15 protein-coding genes are annotated in these 17,816 nt (G+C 71.3%); 7 read left to right on the forward strand and 8 right to left on the reverse strand.

Annotated elements, in window-relative coordinates; all coding sequences use genetic code 11:
• Window positions 1-42: 42 nt before the first annotated feature.
• Together ACFE7W_RS14980 and ACFE7W_RS14985 are read left to right on the forward strand one after the other, a co-directional pair.
• On the forward strand, window positions 43-1,095 hold the full coding sequence (locus ACFE7W_RS14980; RefSeq protein WP_375425610.1) for an aldo/keto reductase: 1,053 nt from the start codon (window positions 43-45) through the stop codon (window positions 1,093-1,095).
• A gap of 113 nt (window positions 1,096-1,208) precedes the next feature.
• On the forward strand, window positions 1,209-2,132 hold the full coding sequence (locus tag ACFE7W_RS14985; protein WP_375425611.1) for a homocysteine S-methyltransferase family protein: 924 nt from the start codon (window positions 1,209-1,211) through the stop codon (window positions 2,130-2,132).
• 24 nt (window positions 2,133-2,156) lie between these two features.
• Here the strand turns inward: ACFE7W_RS14985 and ACFE7W_RS14990 are convergent, their stop codons facing one another.
• From ACFE7W_RS14990 to ACFE7W_RS15000, 3 genes are read right to left on the reverse strand one after another with little or no spacing between them, the layout of a single operon-like run.
• Window positions 2,157-2,810: a lactate utilization protein C gene (locus ACFE7W_RS14990; protein WP_375425612.1), complete on the reverse strand. Its 654-nt coding sequence runs from the start codon at window positions 2,808-2,810 to the stop codon at window positions 2,157-2,159.
• Window positions 2,807-4,303, reverse strand: coding sequence for a LutB/LldF family L-lactate oxidation iron-sulfur protein (locus ACFE7W_RS14995; protein WP_375425613.1), 1,497 nt, complete (start codon window positions 4,301-4,303; stop codon window positions 2,807-2,809). The genes ACFE7W_RS14990 and ACFE7W_RS14995 overlap by 4 nt, the downstream gene beginning before the upstream one ends.
• The gene (locus tag ACFE7W_RS15000) at window positions 4,300-5,157 is read right to left on the reverse strand and encodes a (Fe-S)-binding protein (protein ID WP_375425786.1); all 858 of its coding nucleotides are present in this window, start codon (window positions 5,155-5,157) and stop codon (window positions 4,300-4,302) included. Before ACFE7W_RS15000 ends, ACFE7W_RS14995 begins: the two co-directional genes overlap by 4 nt.
• Before the next feature lie 80 nt (window positions 5,158-5,237).
• Here ACFE7W_RS15000 and ACFE7W_RS15005 point away from each other — a divergent pair, with 80 nt between their 5' ends.
• Together ACFE7W_RS15005 and ACFE7W_RS15010 are read left to right on the forward strand one after the other, a co-directional pair.
• Window positions 5,238-5,540, forward strand: coding sequence for a putative quinol monooxygenase (locus tag ACFE7W_RS15005; RefSeq protein ID WP_375425614.1), 303 nt, complete (start codon window positions 5,238-5,240; stop codon window positions 5,538-5,540).
• Window positions 5,541-5,627: 87 nt separating this feature from the next.
• On the forward strand, window positions 5,628-6,176 hold the full coding sequence (locus ACFE7W_RS15010) for a dihydrofolate reductase family protein (protein ID WP_375425615.1): 549 nt from the start codon (window positions 5,628-5,630) through the stop codon (window positions 6,174-6,176).
• 10 nt (window positions 6,177-6,186) lie between these two features.
• Here the strand turns inward: ACFE7W_RS15010 and ACFE7W_RS15015 are convergent, their stop codons facing one another.
• The 4 genes from ACFE7W_RS15015 to ACFE7W_RS15030 all read right to left on the reverse strand — a co-directional run bounded on the left by ACFE7W_RS15015 (window position 6,187) and on the right by ACFE7W_RS15030 (window position 11,866).
• Window positions 6,187-7,014: a carbohydrate ABC transporter permease gene (locus ACFE7W_RS15015; protein ID WP_375425616.1), complete on the reverse strand. Its 828-nt coding sequence runs from the start codon at window positions 7,012-7,014 to the stop codon at window positions 6,187-6,189.
• The gene (locus ACFE7W_RS15020; RefSeq protein WP_375425617.1) at window positions 7,014-7,946 is read right to left on the reverse strand and encodes a carbohydrate ABC transporter permease; all 933 of its coding nucleotides are present in this window, start codon (window positions 7,944-7,946) and stop codon (window positions 7,014-7,016) included. Before ACFE7W_RS15020 ends, ACFE7W_RS15015 begins: the two co-directional genes overlap by 1 nt.
• 95 nt (window positions 7,947-8,041) lie before the next feature.
• Window positions 8,042-9,382, reverse strand: coding sequence for an ABC transporter substrate-binding protein (locus tag ACFE7W_RS15025; RefSeq protein WP_375425618.1), 1,341 nt, complete (start codon window positions 9,380-9,382; stop codon window positions 8,042-8,044).
• Window positions 9,383-9,595: 213 nt separating this feature from the next.
• Complete coding sequence (locus ACFE7W_RS15030; protein ID WP_375425619.1) at window positions 9,596-11,866, reverse strand: family 78 glycoside hydrolase catalytic domain; 2,271 nt, start codon at window positions 11,864-11,866, stop codon at window positions 9,596-9,598.
• A 164-nt stretch (window positions 11,867-12,030) separates the two neighbouring features.
• Here ACFE7W_RS15030 and rhaI point away from each other — a divergent pair, with 164 nt between their 5' ends.
• The 3 genes from rhaI to ACFE7W_RS15045 are packed head-to-tail and all read left to right on the forward strand — an operon-like array spanning window position 12,031 to window position 16,700.
• Window positions 12,031-13,194, forward strand: a complete 1,164-nt coding sequence (rhaI, locus tag ACFE7W_RS15035; RefSeq protein ID WP_375425620.1) for an L-rhamnose isomerase — start codon at window positions 12,031-12,033, stop codon at window positions 13,192-13,194.
• Window positions 13,195-13,206: 12 nt separating this feature from the next.
• Complete coding sequence (locus tag ACFE7W_RS15040) at window positions 13,207-15,240, forward strand: bifunctional aldolase/short-chain dehydrogenase (protein WP_375425621.1); 2,034 nt, start codon at window positions 13,207-13,209, stop codon at window positions 15,238-15,240.
• Window positions 15,237-16,700, forward strand: a complete 1,464-nt coding sequence (locus ACFE7W_RS15045) for a rhamnulokinase family protein (RefSeq protein ID WP_375425622.1) — start codon at window positions 15,237-15,239, stop codon at window positions 16,698-16,700. The genes ACFE7W_RS15040 and ACFE7W_RS15045 overlap by 4 nt, the downstream gene beginning before the upstream one ends.
• On the opposite strand, the gene ACFE7W_RS15050 is transcribed toward ACFE7W_RS15045, so the two are convergent.
• Complete coding sequence (locus tag ACFE7W_RS15050) at window positions 16,687-17,748, reverse strand: LacI family DNA-binding transcriptional regulator (RefSeq protein ID WP_375425623.1); 1,062 nt, start codon at window positions 17,746-17,748, stop codon at window positions 16,687-16,689. The two genes, ACFE7W_RS15045 and ACFE7W_RS15050, sit on opposite strands and share 14 nt — an antisense overlap.
• Between the last annotated feature and the right edge of the window lie 68 nt (window positions 17,749-17,816).

The raw sequence follows: 17,816 nt of genomic DNA on the forward strand, positions 1-17,816 counted from the left end.
CCCTATGCGGGCTGCCGGACGCCCGGTTCTAGAGTCGGTTCCATGGACTACCGCCAGCTCGGCCGCTCCGGCCTCCGCGTCTCGACCATCACCCTCGGCACGATGGGGTTCGGTGGCAGTGGCTGGGCCGCTGCGGTCGGCCAGATCGACGTCGAGGGCGCCCGCCGGCAGATCGGGCTGGCCCGGGACGCGGGGGTCAACCTGTTCGACACCGCCGACGTCTACTCCAGCGGCACCTCGGAGGAGATCCTCGGGGCTGCCCTCGGGTCCGCGCGGGACGAGGTCCTGGTGGCGACCAAGGTGCGGATGCCGATGGGTGAGGGCCCCAACGACGCCGGCCTGTCCCGGCACCACATCATCCGGGGCGCCGAGGCGAGCCTGCGCCGGCTCGACACCGACTACATCGACCTCTACCAGGTGCACGAGTGGGACGGCCAGACCCCGCTCGAGGAGACGCTCAGCGCGCTCGACTCCCTGGTGACCTCCGGCAAGGTCCGCTACATCGGCTGCTCCAACTACGCCGCCTGGCACCTCATGAAGGCCCTGTGGACCTCCGACCAGGGCGGCTACCAGCCCTTCGTCAGCAACCAGCTGTACTACTCGCTGCAGAACCGGGACATCGAGAACGAGATCGTCCCGGCCTGCGTCGACTCCGGCGTCGGCATCCTGGTCTGGAGCCCGATCGCCGGCGGTCTGCTCTCGGGCAAGTACCGCCGCGACGTCGAGGCGCCGGCCGGCAGCAGGCACCTGGGCGAGTGGAGCGAGCCGCCGGTTAACGAAGAGGACAAGCTGTACGACACCATCGAGGAGCTGGTGGCCATCGGGGAGGGCCGCGGTGTCTCGGCTGCCCAGGTGGCGCTGGCGTACACGCTGGCCAAGCCCGCCGTGACCTCGCTGATCGTCGGCGCGCGGACCGAGGAACAGCTGAGCGACAACCTCGCCGCGGCCGAGCTGACCCTGTCCGCCGAGGAGCTGGGGCGGCTCGACACCGTCAGCGGGTCGCCGTTGGCCTACCCCTTCTGGCACCACGCCAACACCTCCAGCGACCGGCTCAGCCCCGCCGACCTGACGCTGCTGGGCCGCCACCTGAGCTAGTCCCGGTCGAGTGTGCGCAGGTCGCGGTCGACGGCGCGTCCCGGCCGCGATCTGCGCACAGTCGAGCCGCCGCTCCCTTGACCGGCACCAGGCGGCAGAGGACGATCTCGGTGATGGACCCCTGGCGAGGACCCTCCGGGCCGACCGTCACCGACGGTGGCCTGGAGACGGACCTGATCTTCCACCACGGCGTCGACCTACCGGCGTTCGCCGCCTTCCCGCTGCTGGAGGACGAGCGCGGATGCGAGCTGCTCGAGGGGTACTACCGCGGCTACGCCGAGGTGGCGCTCGCCACGGGGGCCGCGTTGCTGCTGGAGACACCGACCTGGCGCGCCAACTCCGACTGGGGTGCGCAGCTCGGCTGGGGTGCGGCCGACCTGGACCGCGTGAACCGGGCCGCCGTCAGCTGGCTGTCGGCCTTCGGCACCCGGTACGCGGACCGCTTGCCCGAGGTGCGGGTGGGCGGCACGATCGGCCCCCGCGGAGACGGTTACGTGGCGGGCGCGGCGGTGGACCCCGACGAGGCGACCGCCTACCACCGACCGCAGCTCGAGTCCTTTGCCGCGGCCGGGGCCGACCTGGCCAGCGCGTACACCCTGACGGGAACCGGCGAGGCGGTCGGGATCGTGCGCGCCGCCCGCGAGGTCGGCCTTCCGGTAGCCATCTCGTTCACCCTCGAGACCGACGGCCGCTTGCCCGACGGGACCGTCCTGGCGGACGCCGTGGCGCAGGTCGACGACGTCGCGGCACCCGACTACTACCTGCTGAACTGCGCCCACCCCTTGCACATCGCGCCGGCACTCCAGGACCGCGGCGCGTGGCGGGAGCGCATCCGGGGCCTGCGCTGCAACGCGTCGACGGCCACCCACGCCGAGCTCGACGCGGCCGAGGAGCTGGACGAGGGCGACCTCGAGCGGTTCACCACCGACCACGCCGACCTGCTGGCCAGCCTGCCTCAGGTGGTGATCCTCGGGGGATGCTGCGGCACCGACGTCCGGCACGTCGCGCGCCTGTGGGGCACGTCCTCGCAGAGCTGAGCGCCCACGCGCCGCAGCTCCGGGTCAGGAGCCGGTGACCACGATGACCTCGAGGGTGCGCGGTCCGTGCACGCCCTCGACCCGGTTCAGCTCGATGTCGCTGGTGGCGCTCGGGCCGCTGATCATGGTGGTGGGTCGGGTGATGTCGAGCCGCGCGACCAGCTGCGGGACGTCCGCGACGACCTGCTCAGGCAGCACCACGCACAGGTGGTAGTCCGGGATCAGGGTGACCACCCGACGTCCTTGGCCGGCTGAGCCGTCCAGCACGAGCGTGCCCGTCTCGGCCACGGCGACCGCGCAGCTGGTCAGCACGCCGTCGGTCCGGTCCAGCTCGGCCACACTCAGCTGGTCGCCCGGCCCGGTGCCGTCGACGCCCAGCACGCCGTCCGGCACGTCCGCCAGCCAGGCCTGGTCCAGCCCGGCCGGGACGACGACCCTCCGGGCCCCCCGCTCCGCGAGCGCCTGCGCGACCACCGACGCCAGCTCGCCGGCCGAGCACTGCCGGACCAGCGCCTTGTAGTCCAGCAGCCGGTCCACCAGCCGCTCCCGCAGGCCCTCGGCGTCCAGGCCGGACGTCGTTCGGTACCCCCGGGACACGGCCCCGTACGGCAGGTCCGGCGGCGGCGCCGACGCATGGGCGGCGGCGATCCGGGCCAGCACATCGTCGCGGGCGGTCACTCCCGCTCCCGCGGGGAGGCGCTGTCGTGCTCGGCGGCCCACCAGTCCCGGAAGGTCTGCCGGGGTGGCCGGGGGAGGTCGCGGCTGCCGGTCCACTGCGCGGCGACGGGCAGCGGAAGGTCTCCGATGACGCCGCGCGTGCGGCCCAGCAGCCGGCCCAGCCGGCCGCTGCGGAGGGTCAGCCTCCACCGGGTCGGGTTCCGCATCACCCAGGAGGCGGCCTTCATCGCCGAGGCCTCGGCGCTCGGCGCCCGGTGCTCCTCGGCGTAGGTCTCGGTGTGCTTGGCGCGCAGGTGGACCAGGATCGAGGGAATGTCGATCTTGACCGGGCAGGCGTCGTAGCAGGCGCCGCAGAGCGAGGAGGCGTACGGCAGTGAGGCGTTGTCCTCCACCCCGGTCAGCTGCGGCGACAGGATCGCCCCGATCGGACCCGGGTAGACCGACCCGTACGCGTGCCCGCCGGCCCGCTCGTAGACGGGGCAGACGTTCAGGCAGGCGCTGCAGCGGATGCAGTTCAGCGCGTCCCGGCCGCGGGAGTCCGAGAGCACCGCCGTCCGGCCGTTGTCGAGCAGCACGAGATGCACAGCACTCGGGCCGTCACCCGGGGTGACCCCGGTCCACATCGAGGTGTACGGGTTCATCCGCTCCCCCGTCGACGAACGGGGCAGCAGCTGCAGGAACACCTCGAGGTCCCGCGCCGTCGGCACCACCTTCTCGATCCCCATCACCGTGATGAGGGTCTGCGGCAGGGTCAGGCACATCCGGCCGTTGCCCTCGGACTCCACCACGGAGAGGGTGCCGGTCTCGGCGACGGCGAAGTTGGCCCCGCTGACCGCCACCCGGGCGGAGAGGAACTTCCGCCGCAGGTGCCGGCGGGCCGCCCCGGCCAGGGCCGCCGGGTCGTCGGACAGGTCCGGGTCGACGTCACCCATCTCGCGCAGGAAGATCTCGCGGATCTCGGCCCGGTTGCGGTGGATGGCCGGCACCAGGATGTGCGACGGCTTGTCGTTCCCCAGCTGCACGATCAGCTCGGCCAGGTCGGTCTCGAAGGCGGCGATCCCCGCGTCCTCCAGCGCTTCGTTCAGCGCGATCTCAGCCGTGGCCATGCTCTTGACCTTGACCACCTCGTCGCTGCCGGTGGCCCGGACCAGGTCGACGACGATCCGGTTGGCCTCGGTCGCGTCCCGGGCCCAGTGCACGACGCCGCCGCGGGCGGTGACCGCCGCCTCCAGCTGGAGGAGGTACTCCGGCAGGTGCGCCATCGTGTGCACCTTGAGCTGGCGGCCGGCCTCGCGCAGCTCTTCCCAGTCGGGGAGCTCGGCGACCACGGCGGCCCGCTTGGCCCGGATGGTGCTGGTGGCGAGGCCCAGGTTGCGGCGCAACTGGGTGTCGGTGAGGGAGTGCCGGGCGAAGTCGGGAAAGCTCTCCTCACCACGCAGGTGACCGACCCCGCGCGGGGAGACCACGGGCATCCCCAGGTCGACGGTGGTCATCGGGCCGCCCCGGCCGGTCCAGGTACGGGGGCGGGCTGGTCGCGGGTGGCGGCGAGGATCTGGGCGAGGTGCACCGTCTTCGCGCCGGCGCGCAGCCGCGAGAGCCCGCCGCCGATGTGCATCAGGCACGAGCTGTCGCCGGCGGTGCAGATCTCGGCGCCGGTAGCGGCGACGTTGCGCATCTTGTCCCCCAGCATGGCCGTGGAGGTGTCCGCGTTCTTGACCGCGAAGGTGCCACCGAAGCCGCAGCACTGCTCGGCGTCGGGCAGCTCGACCAGCTCGAGCGCCTCGACGGCCTGCAGCAGCCGCGTCGGTCGGTCCCCCACCCGCAGCATCCGCAGCGAGTGACAGGTCGGGTGGTACGTGACGCGGTGCGGGAAGTAGGCGCCGACGTCGGTGACGCCGAGCACGTCGACCAGCAGCTCCGACAGCTCGTACGTCTTCGCCGCGACGGCCCGGACCCGCTCCACCAGGGCGGGCGTCCCGAACCGCTCGGCGACCATCTCGTGCTGGTGCCGGACCGAGCCCACGCAGGAGCCGGACGGCACGACCACCGCGTCGTAGGGTGCGAAGACCTCGGCGAACCGCTCGACCAGGGGCAGCGCGTCCCGCTGGTAGCCGGTGTTGACGTGCATCTGGCCGCAGCAGGTCTGTCGGTGAGGGAACTCCACGGTGTGCCCGAGCCGCTCCAGCACCGTCACGCACGCCCGCCCGACGTCCGGGAACAGCGCGTCGGCCAGGCAGGTGATGAACAGGGCGATCTTCACGGCACCACTTCTCTCCCGGTCGACATCCGGCGGCGGACCGAGACTAGCCCGGCCTCCGGGAGCGGACGGGTGACGGGGCGGACCCAGCCGGAGCGGCGGCGGCAGGCGTCCGGCACGATGTGACGTGCCCCGGCTGGTAGAGCCGCCGGTGGGGCGGGAGGAGTGACGTGTTCGCCCTGGTGGTCCGGTTCGACCTGCATGACCCGACCGCGGCGACGAGCTTCGACGCGTTGGTCCAGCAGCTGCTGCCGGGCATCGCCGCCCACGAGCCCGGCACCGTGGTCTACACGGTCCACACACTCCTCGACGCGCCCCTGTCCCGGATCTTCTACGAGTGCTACGCGGACCGGGAGGCTTTCGACGAGCACGAGCGACAGCCGCACACCGCGACCTTCCTGCGCGACCGCGAGCGGCTGTGCCGCGCCACCCGGGTCGAGCTCCTGACCCCGACCGGCGGCACCGGAGCCTGACCCGGCCGATGAGATCCGGGGGCGGACCCGGTCTATCCCGGCGACGACACCGACACCCCAGCAGACCGACACCGGAGGGCCGACGCCATGGGAACCATCCAGGTACACGAGTTCATCAGCCTCGACGGCGTGATCGACACCCCGGTCTGGACGGCCGGCTACGGCTTCGACCCGGCGATGGGCGAGGCGATCGGAGCGGTGACCACGGACTGCACGGCCATCCTGCTCGGCCGCACCACCTACGAGATGTTCGAGCAGGGCTGGTCGAAGCGCACCGTGGCCGACGACCCCGGCGCCCCGTTCTTCAACGACAGCACCAAGTACGTGGTGTCCGGCACCCTGACGGAGCCGACCTGGCGCAACACCGAGCTGGTCGGCGGCTACGACCCCGAGGCGGTGCGCCGGTTGAAGGAGCAGGTCGACGGCGGCCTCTACGTCAGCGGCAGCGGCACCCTGGTCCGGGCGCTGCTCGCCGACGGCCTGGTGGACGACCTGCACCTCTTTCTCTACCCCACCGCCCGCGGCACCGGCCCGCGGCTGTTCGACACCGAGATCCCGCCGGGGACGCTCAGCCTCGCCACGACGCAGGCCTACCCGAACGGCGTGGTGTACCTGCACTACCGTCGGGCGTCCTGAGCGGACCGCCTCAGCCCTTGACAGAGCCGGCCGCCATGCCCTCGACGATCTTGCGGTTGAAGAACAAGAACATGATCAACGGTGGTATCGCGACCAGGAGGATGCCGGCGAACAGCAGATTGTACTGCGTGTTGTACTGGCTCTGGAAGTTGAAGAGGGTCAGCTGCACGGTGGCGTTCCGGGTACCGGGCAGGAAGTACAGCGGTGCTTGGAAGTCGTTGTAGATGAACACGGACTGCAGGATGATCACGGTCATGATCACCGACCTCAGGACCGGGAAGATCACCTGGAAGAAGATCCGCAGCGGGCTGGCGCCGTCCACCAGGGCCGCCTCGTCCAGCTCGCGCGGGACCCCGGCGATGAAGGCCCGGAACAGCAGGATGCAGAAGGGCAGACCGAACGCGATCTCCACCAGGATCAGACCTGGCATGGTCTTGAACAAGCCCAGCTTCTGCAGCACGTAGATCGTCGGGACGATGGCCGGCGGGACGATCAGCCCGGCCAGCACCACCAGGCTGATGGCCCCGTTGAGCCGGCTGGCGCGGCGCTGGAGGACGTAGGCGATCATCGCACCGAGGATCACCAGCGCGGCGACGCTCACCACGGTGAGGATGACCGAGTTGATGAAGGCGATGACCATCAGGTAGTCCCGCGCCCGCACCACCTGGACCAGGTTGCTCACCAGCTCGAACTGCCGGGGCCAGGAGAACTCCAGATCAGCGGACTCACGGACGGTCTTGCTGGCGATGGACACCACGAACAGGAACGGGATGATGAAGATCACGAAGGTGACCACGATCGACGCGGACCCGAGCAGGGTCCCCCGGACGTTCTTCATCAGCGGTCCTCGTTCTTGTTCAGCCAGTAGGTGAGGGGCACCACGACCAGGGTGACCATGAGGAAGAGCACGACGTTGCCGGCCGTCGAGAGCCCGAAGAAGCCGGCCTGGTACTGCTTGTAGATCACCGAGGCGATCACGTCGGAGGCGAACCCGGGCCCGCCCCGCGTCATCGACCAGATCAGGTCGAAGGACCGGAGGCCGCCGATCAGCGAGAGAGTGATCACGCTCGCCGTTGCGGGCTTGGCCAGGGGCAGGGTGATCCGGCGGAAGGACTGCCAACGGGTGGCCCCGTCCACCCGGGCGGCCTCGAAGTACTCCCCCGGGATCGAGACGATGCCCGCGATGAAGATGACGGTGGCGAGACCGACGCCCTTCCAGACATCGACCAGGCCGACGGAGACGATCGCGAGCTTCGGGTCGGTGAGCCATCCCGGACCGGCGATGCCCACCGAGGCCAGAGCCTTGTTGATCAAGCCCTGCTCGGGGTTCATCAAGACGGTGAAGGCCAGGCCCACCCCGATGGTGCTGACGAGCACGGGGAAGAAGATCACCGAGCGCAGGTAGCCGCGGGCGATGATCTGCGACGTGAGCAGGGTGGCCAGCGCCATCCCGATCACCACCTTCAGCCCTGACGTGAGCACCGCGTAGATGACGGTGTTGCGCAGGCCGATCAGCAGCGCCTGCTCGGCGAAGAAGGTGCGGTAGTTGTCCAGCCCGATGAAGGTCGAGGTGAAGAGGTCCCACCGGGTGAAGGAGTAGTAGAACGAGGCGAAGGTCGGGACCACGAAGAAGATCCCGTAGATCACCGCACCTGGCAGGTAGAACCAGTAGGGGTACGGCCCGGGCCGCCCGCGGCGCGGCCTGACCTGACCGCGCGGGCTGACCGGCGCCAGCCGGGAGGCATCCGTGGTGCTGAGCGTGCTGGCCATGCGTGAGCCTTTCGGGTGGCGCCCTGCTGCGGCCTCCGGAGGGACCGCAGCAGGGCCGGGACGTGAGGGGGTGGGCCTGACCTACCGCGTCGCGATCAGTCCCAGCCGGGCAGCCCCAGCTGCTGCGCCTGCTTCTTGACGTCGGCGTCGTAGAGCGCGGCACCCTTGTCACCGTTGACCTGACCGGTGCCGACCTGGATGCAGATCTGCTCCAGGGACGGGCCCTTGATCGGGGACTTGAACTCCAGGGCCGGACTGACCTTCCCGTCCTTGAAGTAGGCGCTCGTGTCCTTCGCGATGGTGATGACGTCGCTCGGCAGGGTGCAGTTGGTGCTGAGGTAGGGACCGGTCGGCTTCGCCGCCGTGCTCTGGGCGTCGCAGCCCGGCTGGGTCTGGCTGAACGCCACGAGCTTCTTCGCGGCGTCGAGCTTGGCGCCCTCGGCGGTCTTGGGGATGTAGAGACCGCCCGGTGACCACACGGTCAAGGTGTTGGTGGCGGAGTCGGTGCCGGGCCAGGCGAAGATGCCCACGTCGTTGGTCTTGCCGTCGGACAGCGCGTCCAGGCCGGAGGCGACCGCCCCGATCTGCGGGTACTGGGCGGCCTTGCCGCTGGCCAGGGCCTTGAGCCCGTCGTTGAACTTCGCGGACGCGAAGTCCTTGTTGAAGTAGCCGCCCTCGTGCAGCTGCTGGATGTGCTGGAAGCCCGCCAGCGCCGACGGCGTGGAGGCGTACTTGGCCTTGCCTGCGGTGTAGTCGGCGGCGAAGGTCGGGTCGGCCGCCTCGACGTTCGCGTAGTCGGCGAGCACGGGCAGCTGCGAGGTCCAGGTGTCTCCGTAGGTCGCCTCGACCGCCGTGATGCCGGCCGCCTTGATCTTGTCGTTGTTGGCCATGAACTCATCCCAGGTCTTGGGGATCGTCAGTCCGAGCTTCTCGTAGACCGGCTTGTTGTACATCACGCCGCCGCCGAAGGCCGTGCCGGACGGGGCGCCGTAGAGCTGCCCGTCCACGGTGGTCGCGTCCACGAAGACCTTGTTCAACGTGCTGGCCCAGGGCTCGCCCGTCATCGGCACGAGGTTGGTGGCCGGCTTCAGCGCGGCGAGCAGCGACCCGTTGTTGTAGTTGAACACCTCGGCCATGTCGCCGGTCGAGAGCTTGGTCTTGACGACGTTGTCCCCGTCGGAACCGGCCGGGTGGGTGTCCAGGGTGACCTTGATGTTGGGGTTCGCCTTCTGGAACGCCTCGATCAGCGCCTTGCCCCCCGCCACCGACGCGTCGGCGTTGTCGACCAGGTAGGTGATCGACACCTCACCCGGGCTGGCGCCGTCGTCGCTGCTGCTGCCGAGACTGCCGGCGCTGCACCCGGACGCGGCGAGGGCGGTCGCCGCCGCCAGGGCCGTCAGGGCGACACCGCGCCGGGCTGACACTGTGAACCTCATGGGACCTCCAAGTTCGGATGACAGCGAGGAACCGATTGAAGCTGGTCGGCCGATCGGCGTCGCTGCCTGGATCGTTTCAAGCGGGAACGCTAGCGCACCGCACTGACGGCGTCAACCATTTCCTCAGCCCGCGTTCATCCGGTGGCCCTGCGCTCCCGCCCCCCGAGCTGGATGGAGCGCTGGGCCACCGTGATGAAACGTTCGTGGCAGCGGTCAGGTCGCAGGGGACGGCGCGCTCAGCCGGTGCTGCCCGCCACCGAGCTCGCGCTCGGGGACCCCGGGCAGGCGGACGACGGCCCGCACGCCGGCCGGCACGTCCAGCTCCAGGTCGAGGTCGCCGTCGGCGGCGAGCGACCAGGACACCGCCACCCGGCCGTGCCGGGTCTGCAGTGAGGCCCGGGCCCAGGTGAGCCCGCCGCCGGGCTGTGGTGCGACCAGGACACTGGCGTAGCCGGCCTCCAGCGGTGCCAGGCCGGCGACGGTCCGGTGCATCCAGTCCACCACCGCACCGAGGGCGTAGTGGTTGAAGCTCGTCATCTCGCCCGGGTTGATGGTGCCGTCGGGCAGCATCGAATCCCAGCGCTCCCAGACCGTGGTCGCCCCCATGGTGACCGGGTAGAGCCACGACGGGCACTCGGTCTGCAGCAGCAGCCGGTACGCGTCGTCGAGGTGCCCGGTCACGGTCAGGGCGTCGGTGACGAAGGGCGTGCCCGCGAAGCCGGTCTGGATGTGGTGGCCGCCCTCGACGACGAGCTCGGCCAACCGCTTCCCGGCCCGTTGCTGCCCCTGCTCGTCGAGCAGGCCGAAGGCGATGGCCAGCGCATAGACGGTGACCGCGTCGCTGGCGATCCTGCCGTCGCCGTCGACGTAGTGCTCGACGAAGGCGACCCGGGTGCGCTCGGCCAGCTGTCTGAAGGCGGCCACCTCGTCCCGGCCGAGGATCTCCGCCGACTCCGCCACCAGGCTCGCGCTGCGGTACAGGCAGGCCGTGGCCACCACCCCCGTGTCGGCCTTGGCCAGGAAGGGCTGGTCGGGCGGGGCGTTCGGGTCCAGCCAGTCGCCGAACTGGAAGCCGGTGTCCCACAGGCCGGTCGGGGAGAGCAGGGACTCCACCCGGCGGACGTGGGCAGACATGGAGTCGAACGCGTCCGCCAGGACCTGAGGGTCGCCGTAGGCGCGGTACAGCGCCCACGGCACCCAGACGGAGGCGTCGCTCCAGACGGCCGTGCTGTCCGGGTCGGGGAACCCGGCCGGGGCCTCGATGTACTTGAGGACGTCGGGGACGACGAAGGCGACCATGCCGTCGGCGGCCGCCTGCTCCGCCGCGAGGTCGCGAAGCCAGTCGCGCAGGAACGCCTCCACGTCGAACAGGTACGCCGCTGACGGCGCGAAAGCGGCGATGTCGCCGGTCCATCCCAGCCGCTCGTCGCGCTGCGGGCAGTCGGTGGGTACGTCCAGGAAGTTGCCCCGGGTCCCCCAGACCGCGTTCGCGTGCAGCTGGTTGAGCAGGTCGGACGAGCAGGCGAACTCCCCGATCCGCTGCAGGTCCGAGGACACCACCACGGCGGTCAGCGCCTCCGGCGCCAGGTCGCCCGGCCAGCCCTCGACCTCGACGTAGCGGAAGCCGTGGAAGGTGAAGGTCGGCTCCAAGACGTCCTCGCCGCCGCTGAGGACGAAGCGGTCCGTGGCGGCGGCCGAGCGCAGCGGACGGACGCCCAGCTCGTCGTGCTCGAGCACCTCGGCGTGCCGGACGGTCACCTCGGTACCGGCCGGTCCGGTCACCGCGGCCCGGACCCAGCCGACGAGGTTCTGGCCGTAGTCGACCAGCGTCCGGCCGGCCGGGGAGGTCCAGATCCGTACCGGCGCGATCTCGGAGTGGCGGCGGACCGGCGGCCCGATGTAGGGCGTGAGCTTGGCCAGGTCGAGCTCGGCGACATGGACGCCGGTCCAGCCGTCGCCGGCGAAGCCGGGCTGCAGCCAGCCGTCCTGCCGGCGGCGCGCGTCGATGCTCTCGCCGTCGTAGAGGTCGTTCGCGGTCACCGCCGAAGGACCGGCCGACCAGCTCGGGTCCGTGACCAGCCGCTGCACGTAGCCGTCGGCGAAGGTGACCTCGAGCTGGGCGAGGGCGCCGAGCTCGGAGCCGTAGTACGCACGCCCCCCGCCCCAGCCGAGCCGGCCCCGGAACCAGCCGTTGCCCAGGGCGAGACCCAGCACCACCGGCTCGCCGGCCGTCGGCAGCAGGTCGGCCACGTCGTAGCTGCGGTAGCGCAGCCGCCACTCATAGCTCGACCAGCCGGGACTGAGCACGTCGTCGGAGACGGGGACACCGTTCAGACGGGCCTCGAAGACGCCGCAGGCGGTCGCGTGCAGCACCGCCGAGGCGACGTCGCCGTGACCCTCGGCGATGATGAGCTCACGGCGCAGCAGCGGCGCCCCGTCGAAGTCCTCGTCGGGACAGATGAGGGCGGCGGACCAGTCGGGCATGGGAGCACTCCTACTCGAGGACGGTTTGTGAAACGTGTCAGTCGAGGCAACCACCCCGGGCTGGCCTCCGTCAACCGGGGGTTGGCAACTCGCGTCGTTGCGCCCGCGGGGTCCGAGCGTCTAGCATGGCGCTTTCTTGAAACGTCTCAGACAGAGGAGCAACGGTGGACTTCGCGGACACCATCCCCCAGCTGGCCGCCCAGGCCATCGAGCTGCCCTCCTGGGCCTTCGGCAACTCCGGGACGCGGTTCAAGGTCTTCGGCAGCGCCGGTACCCCCCGCACGGTGCAGGAGAAGATCGCCGACGCGGCTCAGGTGCACGCCCTGACCGGGCTGGCGCCGAAGGTCGCCCTGCACATCCCGTGGGACCAGGTGGACGACTACGCCGCGCTCGGCCGCTACGCCGCCGACCTGGGTCTGGCCCTGGGGACGGTCAACTCCAACACCTTCCAGGACGACCTCTACAAGTTCGGCAGCCTGACCCACACCGACGCCGGGGTCCGCCGCAAAGCGGTCGACCACCACCTCGAGTGCCTCGAGATCATGAACCAGACGGGTTCGCAGGACCTGAAGATCTGGCTGGCTGACGGCACCAACTACCCCGGCCAGGGCGATATCCGCGGCCGCCAGGACCGGCTGCACGAGAGCCTCGCCGCCATCTACGACCGGCTGGGGCCTGAGCAGCGGCTGGTGCTGGAGTACAAGTTCTTCGAGCCGGCGTTCTACCACACCGACGTGCCCGACTGGGGCACCTCCTACGTCCAGGTGAGCGCGCTGGGCGAGCGGGCGCTGGTCTGCCTCGACACCGGTCACCACGCCCCCGGCACCAACATCGAGTTCATCGTCGCGCAGCTGCTGCGGCTGGGTCGGCTGGGTTCGTTCGACTTCAACTCCCGCTTCTACGCCGACGACGACCTGATCGTCGGTGCCGCCGACCCGTTCCAGCTGTTCCGCATCCTCTACGAGGTGGTGCGCGGCGGCGGCCTCGACCCGGCCAGCGGCGTGGCCTTCATGCTCGACCAGTGCCACAACGTCGAGGACAAGATCCCCGGCCAGATCCGGTCCGTGCTCAACGTGCAGGAGATGACGGCCCGGGCCCTGCTCGTCGACACCGAGGCACTCGCGATCGCCCAGGAGGCCGGTGACGTGCTGGGTGCGAACGCGTTGATCATGGACGCCTTCTACACCGACGTCCGCCCCGACCTCGCCGCCTGGCGCGAGTCCCGCGGGCTGCCCGCCGATCCCGTGCGGGCCTACGCCGAGTCCGGCTACCAGACCACGATCAACACCGAGCGGACCGGCGGAACCCAAGCCGGCTGGGGTGCGTGAGGGACGATGATCATGAACCAGACCGTGGCCGAGCTGCTCGGCCGATCGAACCGGTTGGGCGCGGACCCGGCGAACACCAACTACGCCGGCGGCAACACCTCGGCCAAGGGCACCGAGACCGACCCGGTGACCGGGCAGCCTGTCGAGCTGCTGTGGGTCAAGGGCTCCGGCGGTGACCTGGGGACGTTGACGGAGCCTGGCCTGGCGGTGCTGCGGCTGGACCGGCTGCGGGCGCTCGCCTCGGTCTATCCAGGCGTCGAGCGCGAGGACGAGATGGTGGCCGCGTTCGACTACTGCCGGCACGGCCTCGGCGGGGCGACGCCGAGCATCGACACCGCCATGCACGCGCTGGTCGACGCGCCGCACGTCGACCACCTGCACCCGGATGCCGGGATCGCCCTGGCCACCGCCGCCGACGGCGAGGAGCTGACCGCCAAGGTCTTCGGCGACCGGGTGGCGTGGCTGCCGTGGCGTCGTCCGGGCTTCCAGCTGGGACTGGACATCTCGCGCATCCAGGCGTCGCGTCCCGAGGCCATCGGCTGCATCCTCGGCGGCCACGGGATCACCGCCTGGGGCGCGACGTCGGCCGAGGCCGAGGCCAACAGCCTCGAGATCATCGCCACGGCCACCGCCTACCTGGAGGCGAACTCCCGGCCCGAGCCCTTCGGCCCGGTGCGCGAGGGCTACGCGGCGCTGCCGGAAGGCGAGCGGCGCGCCAAGGCGGCCGCGCTGGCCCCGACGCTGCGCTCGGTCGCTTCGGCCGACAAGCCGATGGTCGGGCACTTCAGCGACGACGCCCGGGTGCTGGACTTCCTCGCCGCCGCCGAGGCGCCACGGCTGACCGAGCTGGGCACCAGCTGTCCCGACCACTTCCTGCGGACCAAGGTCAAGCCGCTGCTGGTGGACCTCCCGGCGGGCACCAGCGTCGAGGACCTCATCGCTCGGCTGCCCGAGCTGCACGAGCGCTACCGCGCCGACTACCAGGCCTACTACGACCGGCACGCCGGCCCGGACTCGCCGGTGATCCGGGGAGCCGACCCGTTGGTCATCCTCGTGCCGGGCGTGGGGATGTTTTCCTACGGCGCGACCAAGCAGACCGCCCGGGTGGCCGGGGAGTTCTACCTGAACGCGATCAACGTGATGCGCGGCGCCGAGGGCGTCTCGAGCTACACGCCGGTCGAGGAGAGCGAGAAGTTCCGGATCGAGTACTGGGCGCTCGAGGAGGCCAAGCTCGCCCGGATGCCCGAGCCGAAGCCGCTCGCCTCCCGGATCGCCCTGGTCACCGGGGCCGCGTCCGGCATCGGCAAGGCGATCGCCACCCGACTGGCCGCCGAAGGCGCCTGCGTGGTCATCGCCGACCTGGACCTCGCCAAGGCCCGGGCCGCGGCGGCCGAGCTCGGCTCGAGCGACGTGGCGGTGGGGATCACGGTCGACGTGTCCGACGAGGAGGCCGTCCAGGCGGCGGTCGACGCGGCGGTGCTGGCGTTCGGCGGGCTGGACCTGGTGGTCAACAACGCCGGGCTGTCGCTGTCGAAGTCCCTGCTCGACACGACCGTCGCCGACTGGGACCTGCAGCACAACGTGATGGCGAAGGGGTCGTTCCTGGTGTCGCGGGCCGCGGCCAAGGTGCTGATCGAGCAGCAGCTGGGCGGCGACGTCGTCTACATCAGCAGCAAGAACTCGGTCTTCGCCGGGCCGAACAACATCGCCTACTCCGCCACCAAGGCCGACCAGGCCCACCAGGTCCGGCTGCTGGCCGCCGAGCTCGGCGAGCACGGGGTCAAGGTGAACGGGATCAACCCCGATGGCGTGGTCCGCGGCTCCGGCATCTTCGCCGGTGGGTGGGGCGCCAAGCGGGCTGCGGTCTACGGCGTCCCCGAGGAGGACCTCGGCACCTACTACGCCCAGCGAACGCTGCTCAAGCGCGAGGTGCTGCCCGAGAACGTGGCCAACGCGGTCTTCGTGCTCTGCTCGGCCGACCTGAGCCACACCACCGGTCTGCACATCCCGGTGGACGCCGGCGTGGCCGCGGCCTTTCTGCGGTGACCTCACGTCGCGAGCGTGCCGAGGAGCGGGTGTTCGGGGCCATCGACATCGGAGCCTCGAGCGGCCGGGTGGTGGCCGGTCGCCTCACCGGGGCCGGCCTCGCGCTGGAGGTCGTTCACCGCTTCCCCAACGGGGCTGCGCGGGCCGACGGGCACCTGCGCTGGGACCTGACCGGCCTGTACGAGGAGGTCCTGACCGGGCTCACCGAGCTCGGCCGGCGCCACCCCGACGTGGTGAGCCTCGGGATCGACACCTGGGCGGTGGACTACGGGCTGCTCGACGCGGACGGCCGGTTGCTGGCCGAGCCGGTGGCGTACCGGGACGACCGGACCGAGGCCGTCGTCGGGCAGGTGCATCGACGGGTGGGGCGCGAGCGGCTGTACGAGGTGACCGGGCTTCAGTTCCTGCCCTTCAACACCCTCTACCAGCTCGCCGCCGAGCAACGGGGACCACTCTGGTCCCGCGTCCGCCACGCGGTGCTGCTGCCGGATCTCCTGGCCTACTGGCTGACCGGGTCGTTGCGGACCGAGGTCACCAACGCCTCCACCACCGGGCTGCTGGACGCCCGGAGCCGGACCTGGTCGACCGAGATCCTCGACGCCCTGGGGCTGCCGCGCGACCTCTTTCCGCCGCTGATCAGCCCGGGCGAGACCCTGGCCGCCTTGGCGCCGGGGGTTCAGGCCCGGACCGGCCTACCCCCCGCCACCACCGTCGTCGCCGTCGGATCGCACGACACCGCGTCCGCCGTGGTCGGGGTGCCGGCCACCGGGCGACACCCGGGCTTCGTCTCCTGCGGCACCTGGTCGCTGGTGGGGGTGGAGCTGGACGAGCCGGTCCTGACCCGGGCCAGCCGGGAGGCCAACTTCACCAACGAGGGCGGGGTGGACGGTCGCACCCGGTACCTCCGCAACGTCGGTGGGCTGTGGCTGCTGCAGGAGTCCCTGCGCAGCTGGCGGGAGGCCGGGGAGTCCCCCGACCAGGGGCAGCTGCTGGCCGAGGCGGCCGAGCTGCCGGCCGGTGGACCGGTGGTCGACGCCGACGCGTCGGTCTTCCTGGCGCCGGGCGACATGCCGGCCCGCATCCGTGCCTTCTGCGCCGAGCGCGGCGAGCCGCCACCGGAGTCCCGGGCGGCGCTGGTCCGCTGCGTCCTGGACTCGTTGGCCCAGGGGTACGCCCGGACGCTCGCCGCGGCCGAACGGCTCTCCCGTCAGCAGGTCGACCTGCTCCACCTGGTGGGCGGCGGCAGCCAGAACGAGCTGCTCTGCCAGCTCACCGCTGACCTCACGGGACGCCCGGTACTGGCCGGCCCCGTGGAGGCGACGGCGCTGGGCAACCTCGCCGTCCAGGCGCGGGCCGCCGGCCTGCTGCCCGCCGACCTCGACGAGCTCCGCCGCCAGTCCGCCGCCGTTCTGCGGCCGCGCCGTTACCTGCCGACCGGTCAGAACCTCAGTGGGCCATAGCCCTTCCCCGTTCTGACAGGCTCGGGACCGTGGACCGGCGGACGACCAGGCTGGGGGTGAACCGGACGCTCTGGTGCTCGTGCGGCAGGTCGTTGTCGGCGGCCTCGATCTCGTCGAAAAGCAGCTCGGCGGCGCGGCGTCCGAGGTCGGCCCGGGGCTGGCGCACCGACGACAGGGGCACGGCGGCCGAGGCGGCGAAGGCGATGTCGTCGTAGCCGATGATGGCCATCTCCTCAGGCACCCGCAGCCCGTGGGTGACGAAGCCCTGCAGCAGCCCGATGGCCAGCAGGTCGTTGATGGCGAACACCGCCGTCGGCCGCTCCCCGTCCGGGAGGGCCACGAGCTCGTCGGCGGCCGCGACCCCCGAGCCGGGGTCGTGACCAGGGGTGGAGATCGAGAGGAGCCGGGCCTCGCCGCCGTGCTGGGCGAGGGCGAGGTCGGCCCCCAGCCGCCGGTCACGCACCTGCTGCAGCCGGCTCGGACCGCCCACGAGGGCGATGCTGCGGTGGCCCAGCTCGAGCAGGTGGGCGACGGCCAGCCGGCCGCCCTCGACGTCGTCGACCGACACCGAGCAGATGCCGCCCTCATCGCCGGCCCGGTCCACGACCACCACCGGGATGCCGCGCCGACGCAGGTCCTCCACCCGGTCGTTGAGGCCCCAGATCGGCGCGCAGAGCACCCCGCGGACCCGCTGCTGCTCGAACAGCCGCAGCTGGGCCCCCTCGCGCTCGGGCTGGGAGGCGCTGTTGCCCACCTGTACGGAGTAGCCGTGCTCCTGGACGCAGTCCTCGACGGCCATCAGCACGTCGGTGAAGAAGGGGTTGCTGATGTCCATCACGACCATGCCGATCGAGCGGCTGCGGCCGGCGCGGAGCTGCCGGGCCGACTCGTTCGGGACCCAGCCCAGCTTGGCGATGGCCACCTCGACGCGCTGGCGGGTGGGCCCGCTGACCAGGTCGGGTGAGTTGACCACGTTGGAGACGGTGCCGAGGGAGACGCCGGCCAGCGCGGCCACGTCCTTCATGCTGATCGAGGCCTTGCGCGCCACCCTCGTCCCATCTTCGCGTCGCCGTCCCGTGCGCAGGCCAGGCTTGTGCTGCGGCCTCGTGCCGACGC

It is taken from the genome of uncultured Friedmanniella sp., assembly GCF_964244285.1.
Lineage (GTDB): Bacteria > Actinomycetota > Actinomycetes > Propionibacteriales > Propionibacteriaceae > Microlunatus.

Coding starts and splice junctions, on each gene's coding strand:
- ACFE7W_RS14980 (WP_375425610.1), top strand. CDS start 43: ATGGACTACCGCCAGCTCGGCCGCTCCGGCCTCCGCGTCTCGACCATC.
- ACFE7W_RS14985 (WP_375425611.1), top strand. CDS start 1,209: ATGGACCCCTGGCGAGGACCCTCCGGGCCGACCGTCACCGACGGTGGC.
- ACFE7W_RS14995 (WP_375425613.1), bottom strand. CDS start 4,303: ATGACCACCGTCGACCTGGGGATGCCCGTGGTCTCCCCGCGCGGGGTC.
- ACFE7W_RS15010 (WP_375425615.1), top strand. CDS start 5,628: ATGGGAACCATCCAGGTACACGAGTTCATCAGCCTCGACGGCGTGATC.
- ACFE7W_RS15015 (WP_375425616.1), bottom strand. CDS start 7,014: ATGAAGAACGTCCGGGGGACCCTGCTCGGGTCCGCGTCGATCGTGGTC.
- ACFE7W_RS15020 (WP_375425617.1), bottom strand. CDS start 7,946: ATGGCCAGCACGCTCAGCACCACGGATGCCTCCCGGCTGGCGCCGGTC.
- ACFE7W_RS15025 (WP_375425618.1), bottom strand. CDS start 9,382: ATGAGGTTCACAGTGTCAGCCCGGCGCGGTGTCGCCCTGACGGCCCTG.
- ACFE7W_RS15030 (WP_375425619.1), bottom strand. CDS start 11,866: ATGCCCGACTGGTCCGCCGCCCTCATCTGTCCCGACGAGGACTTCGAC.
- ACFE7W_RS15040 (WP_375425621.1), top strand. CDS start 13,207: ATGAACCAGACCGTGGCCGAGCTGCTCGGCCGATCGAACCGGTTGGGC.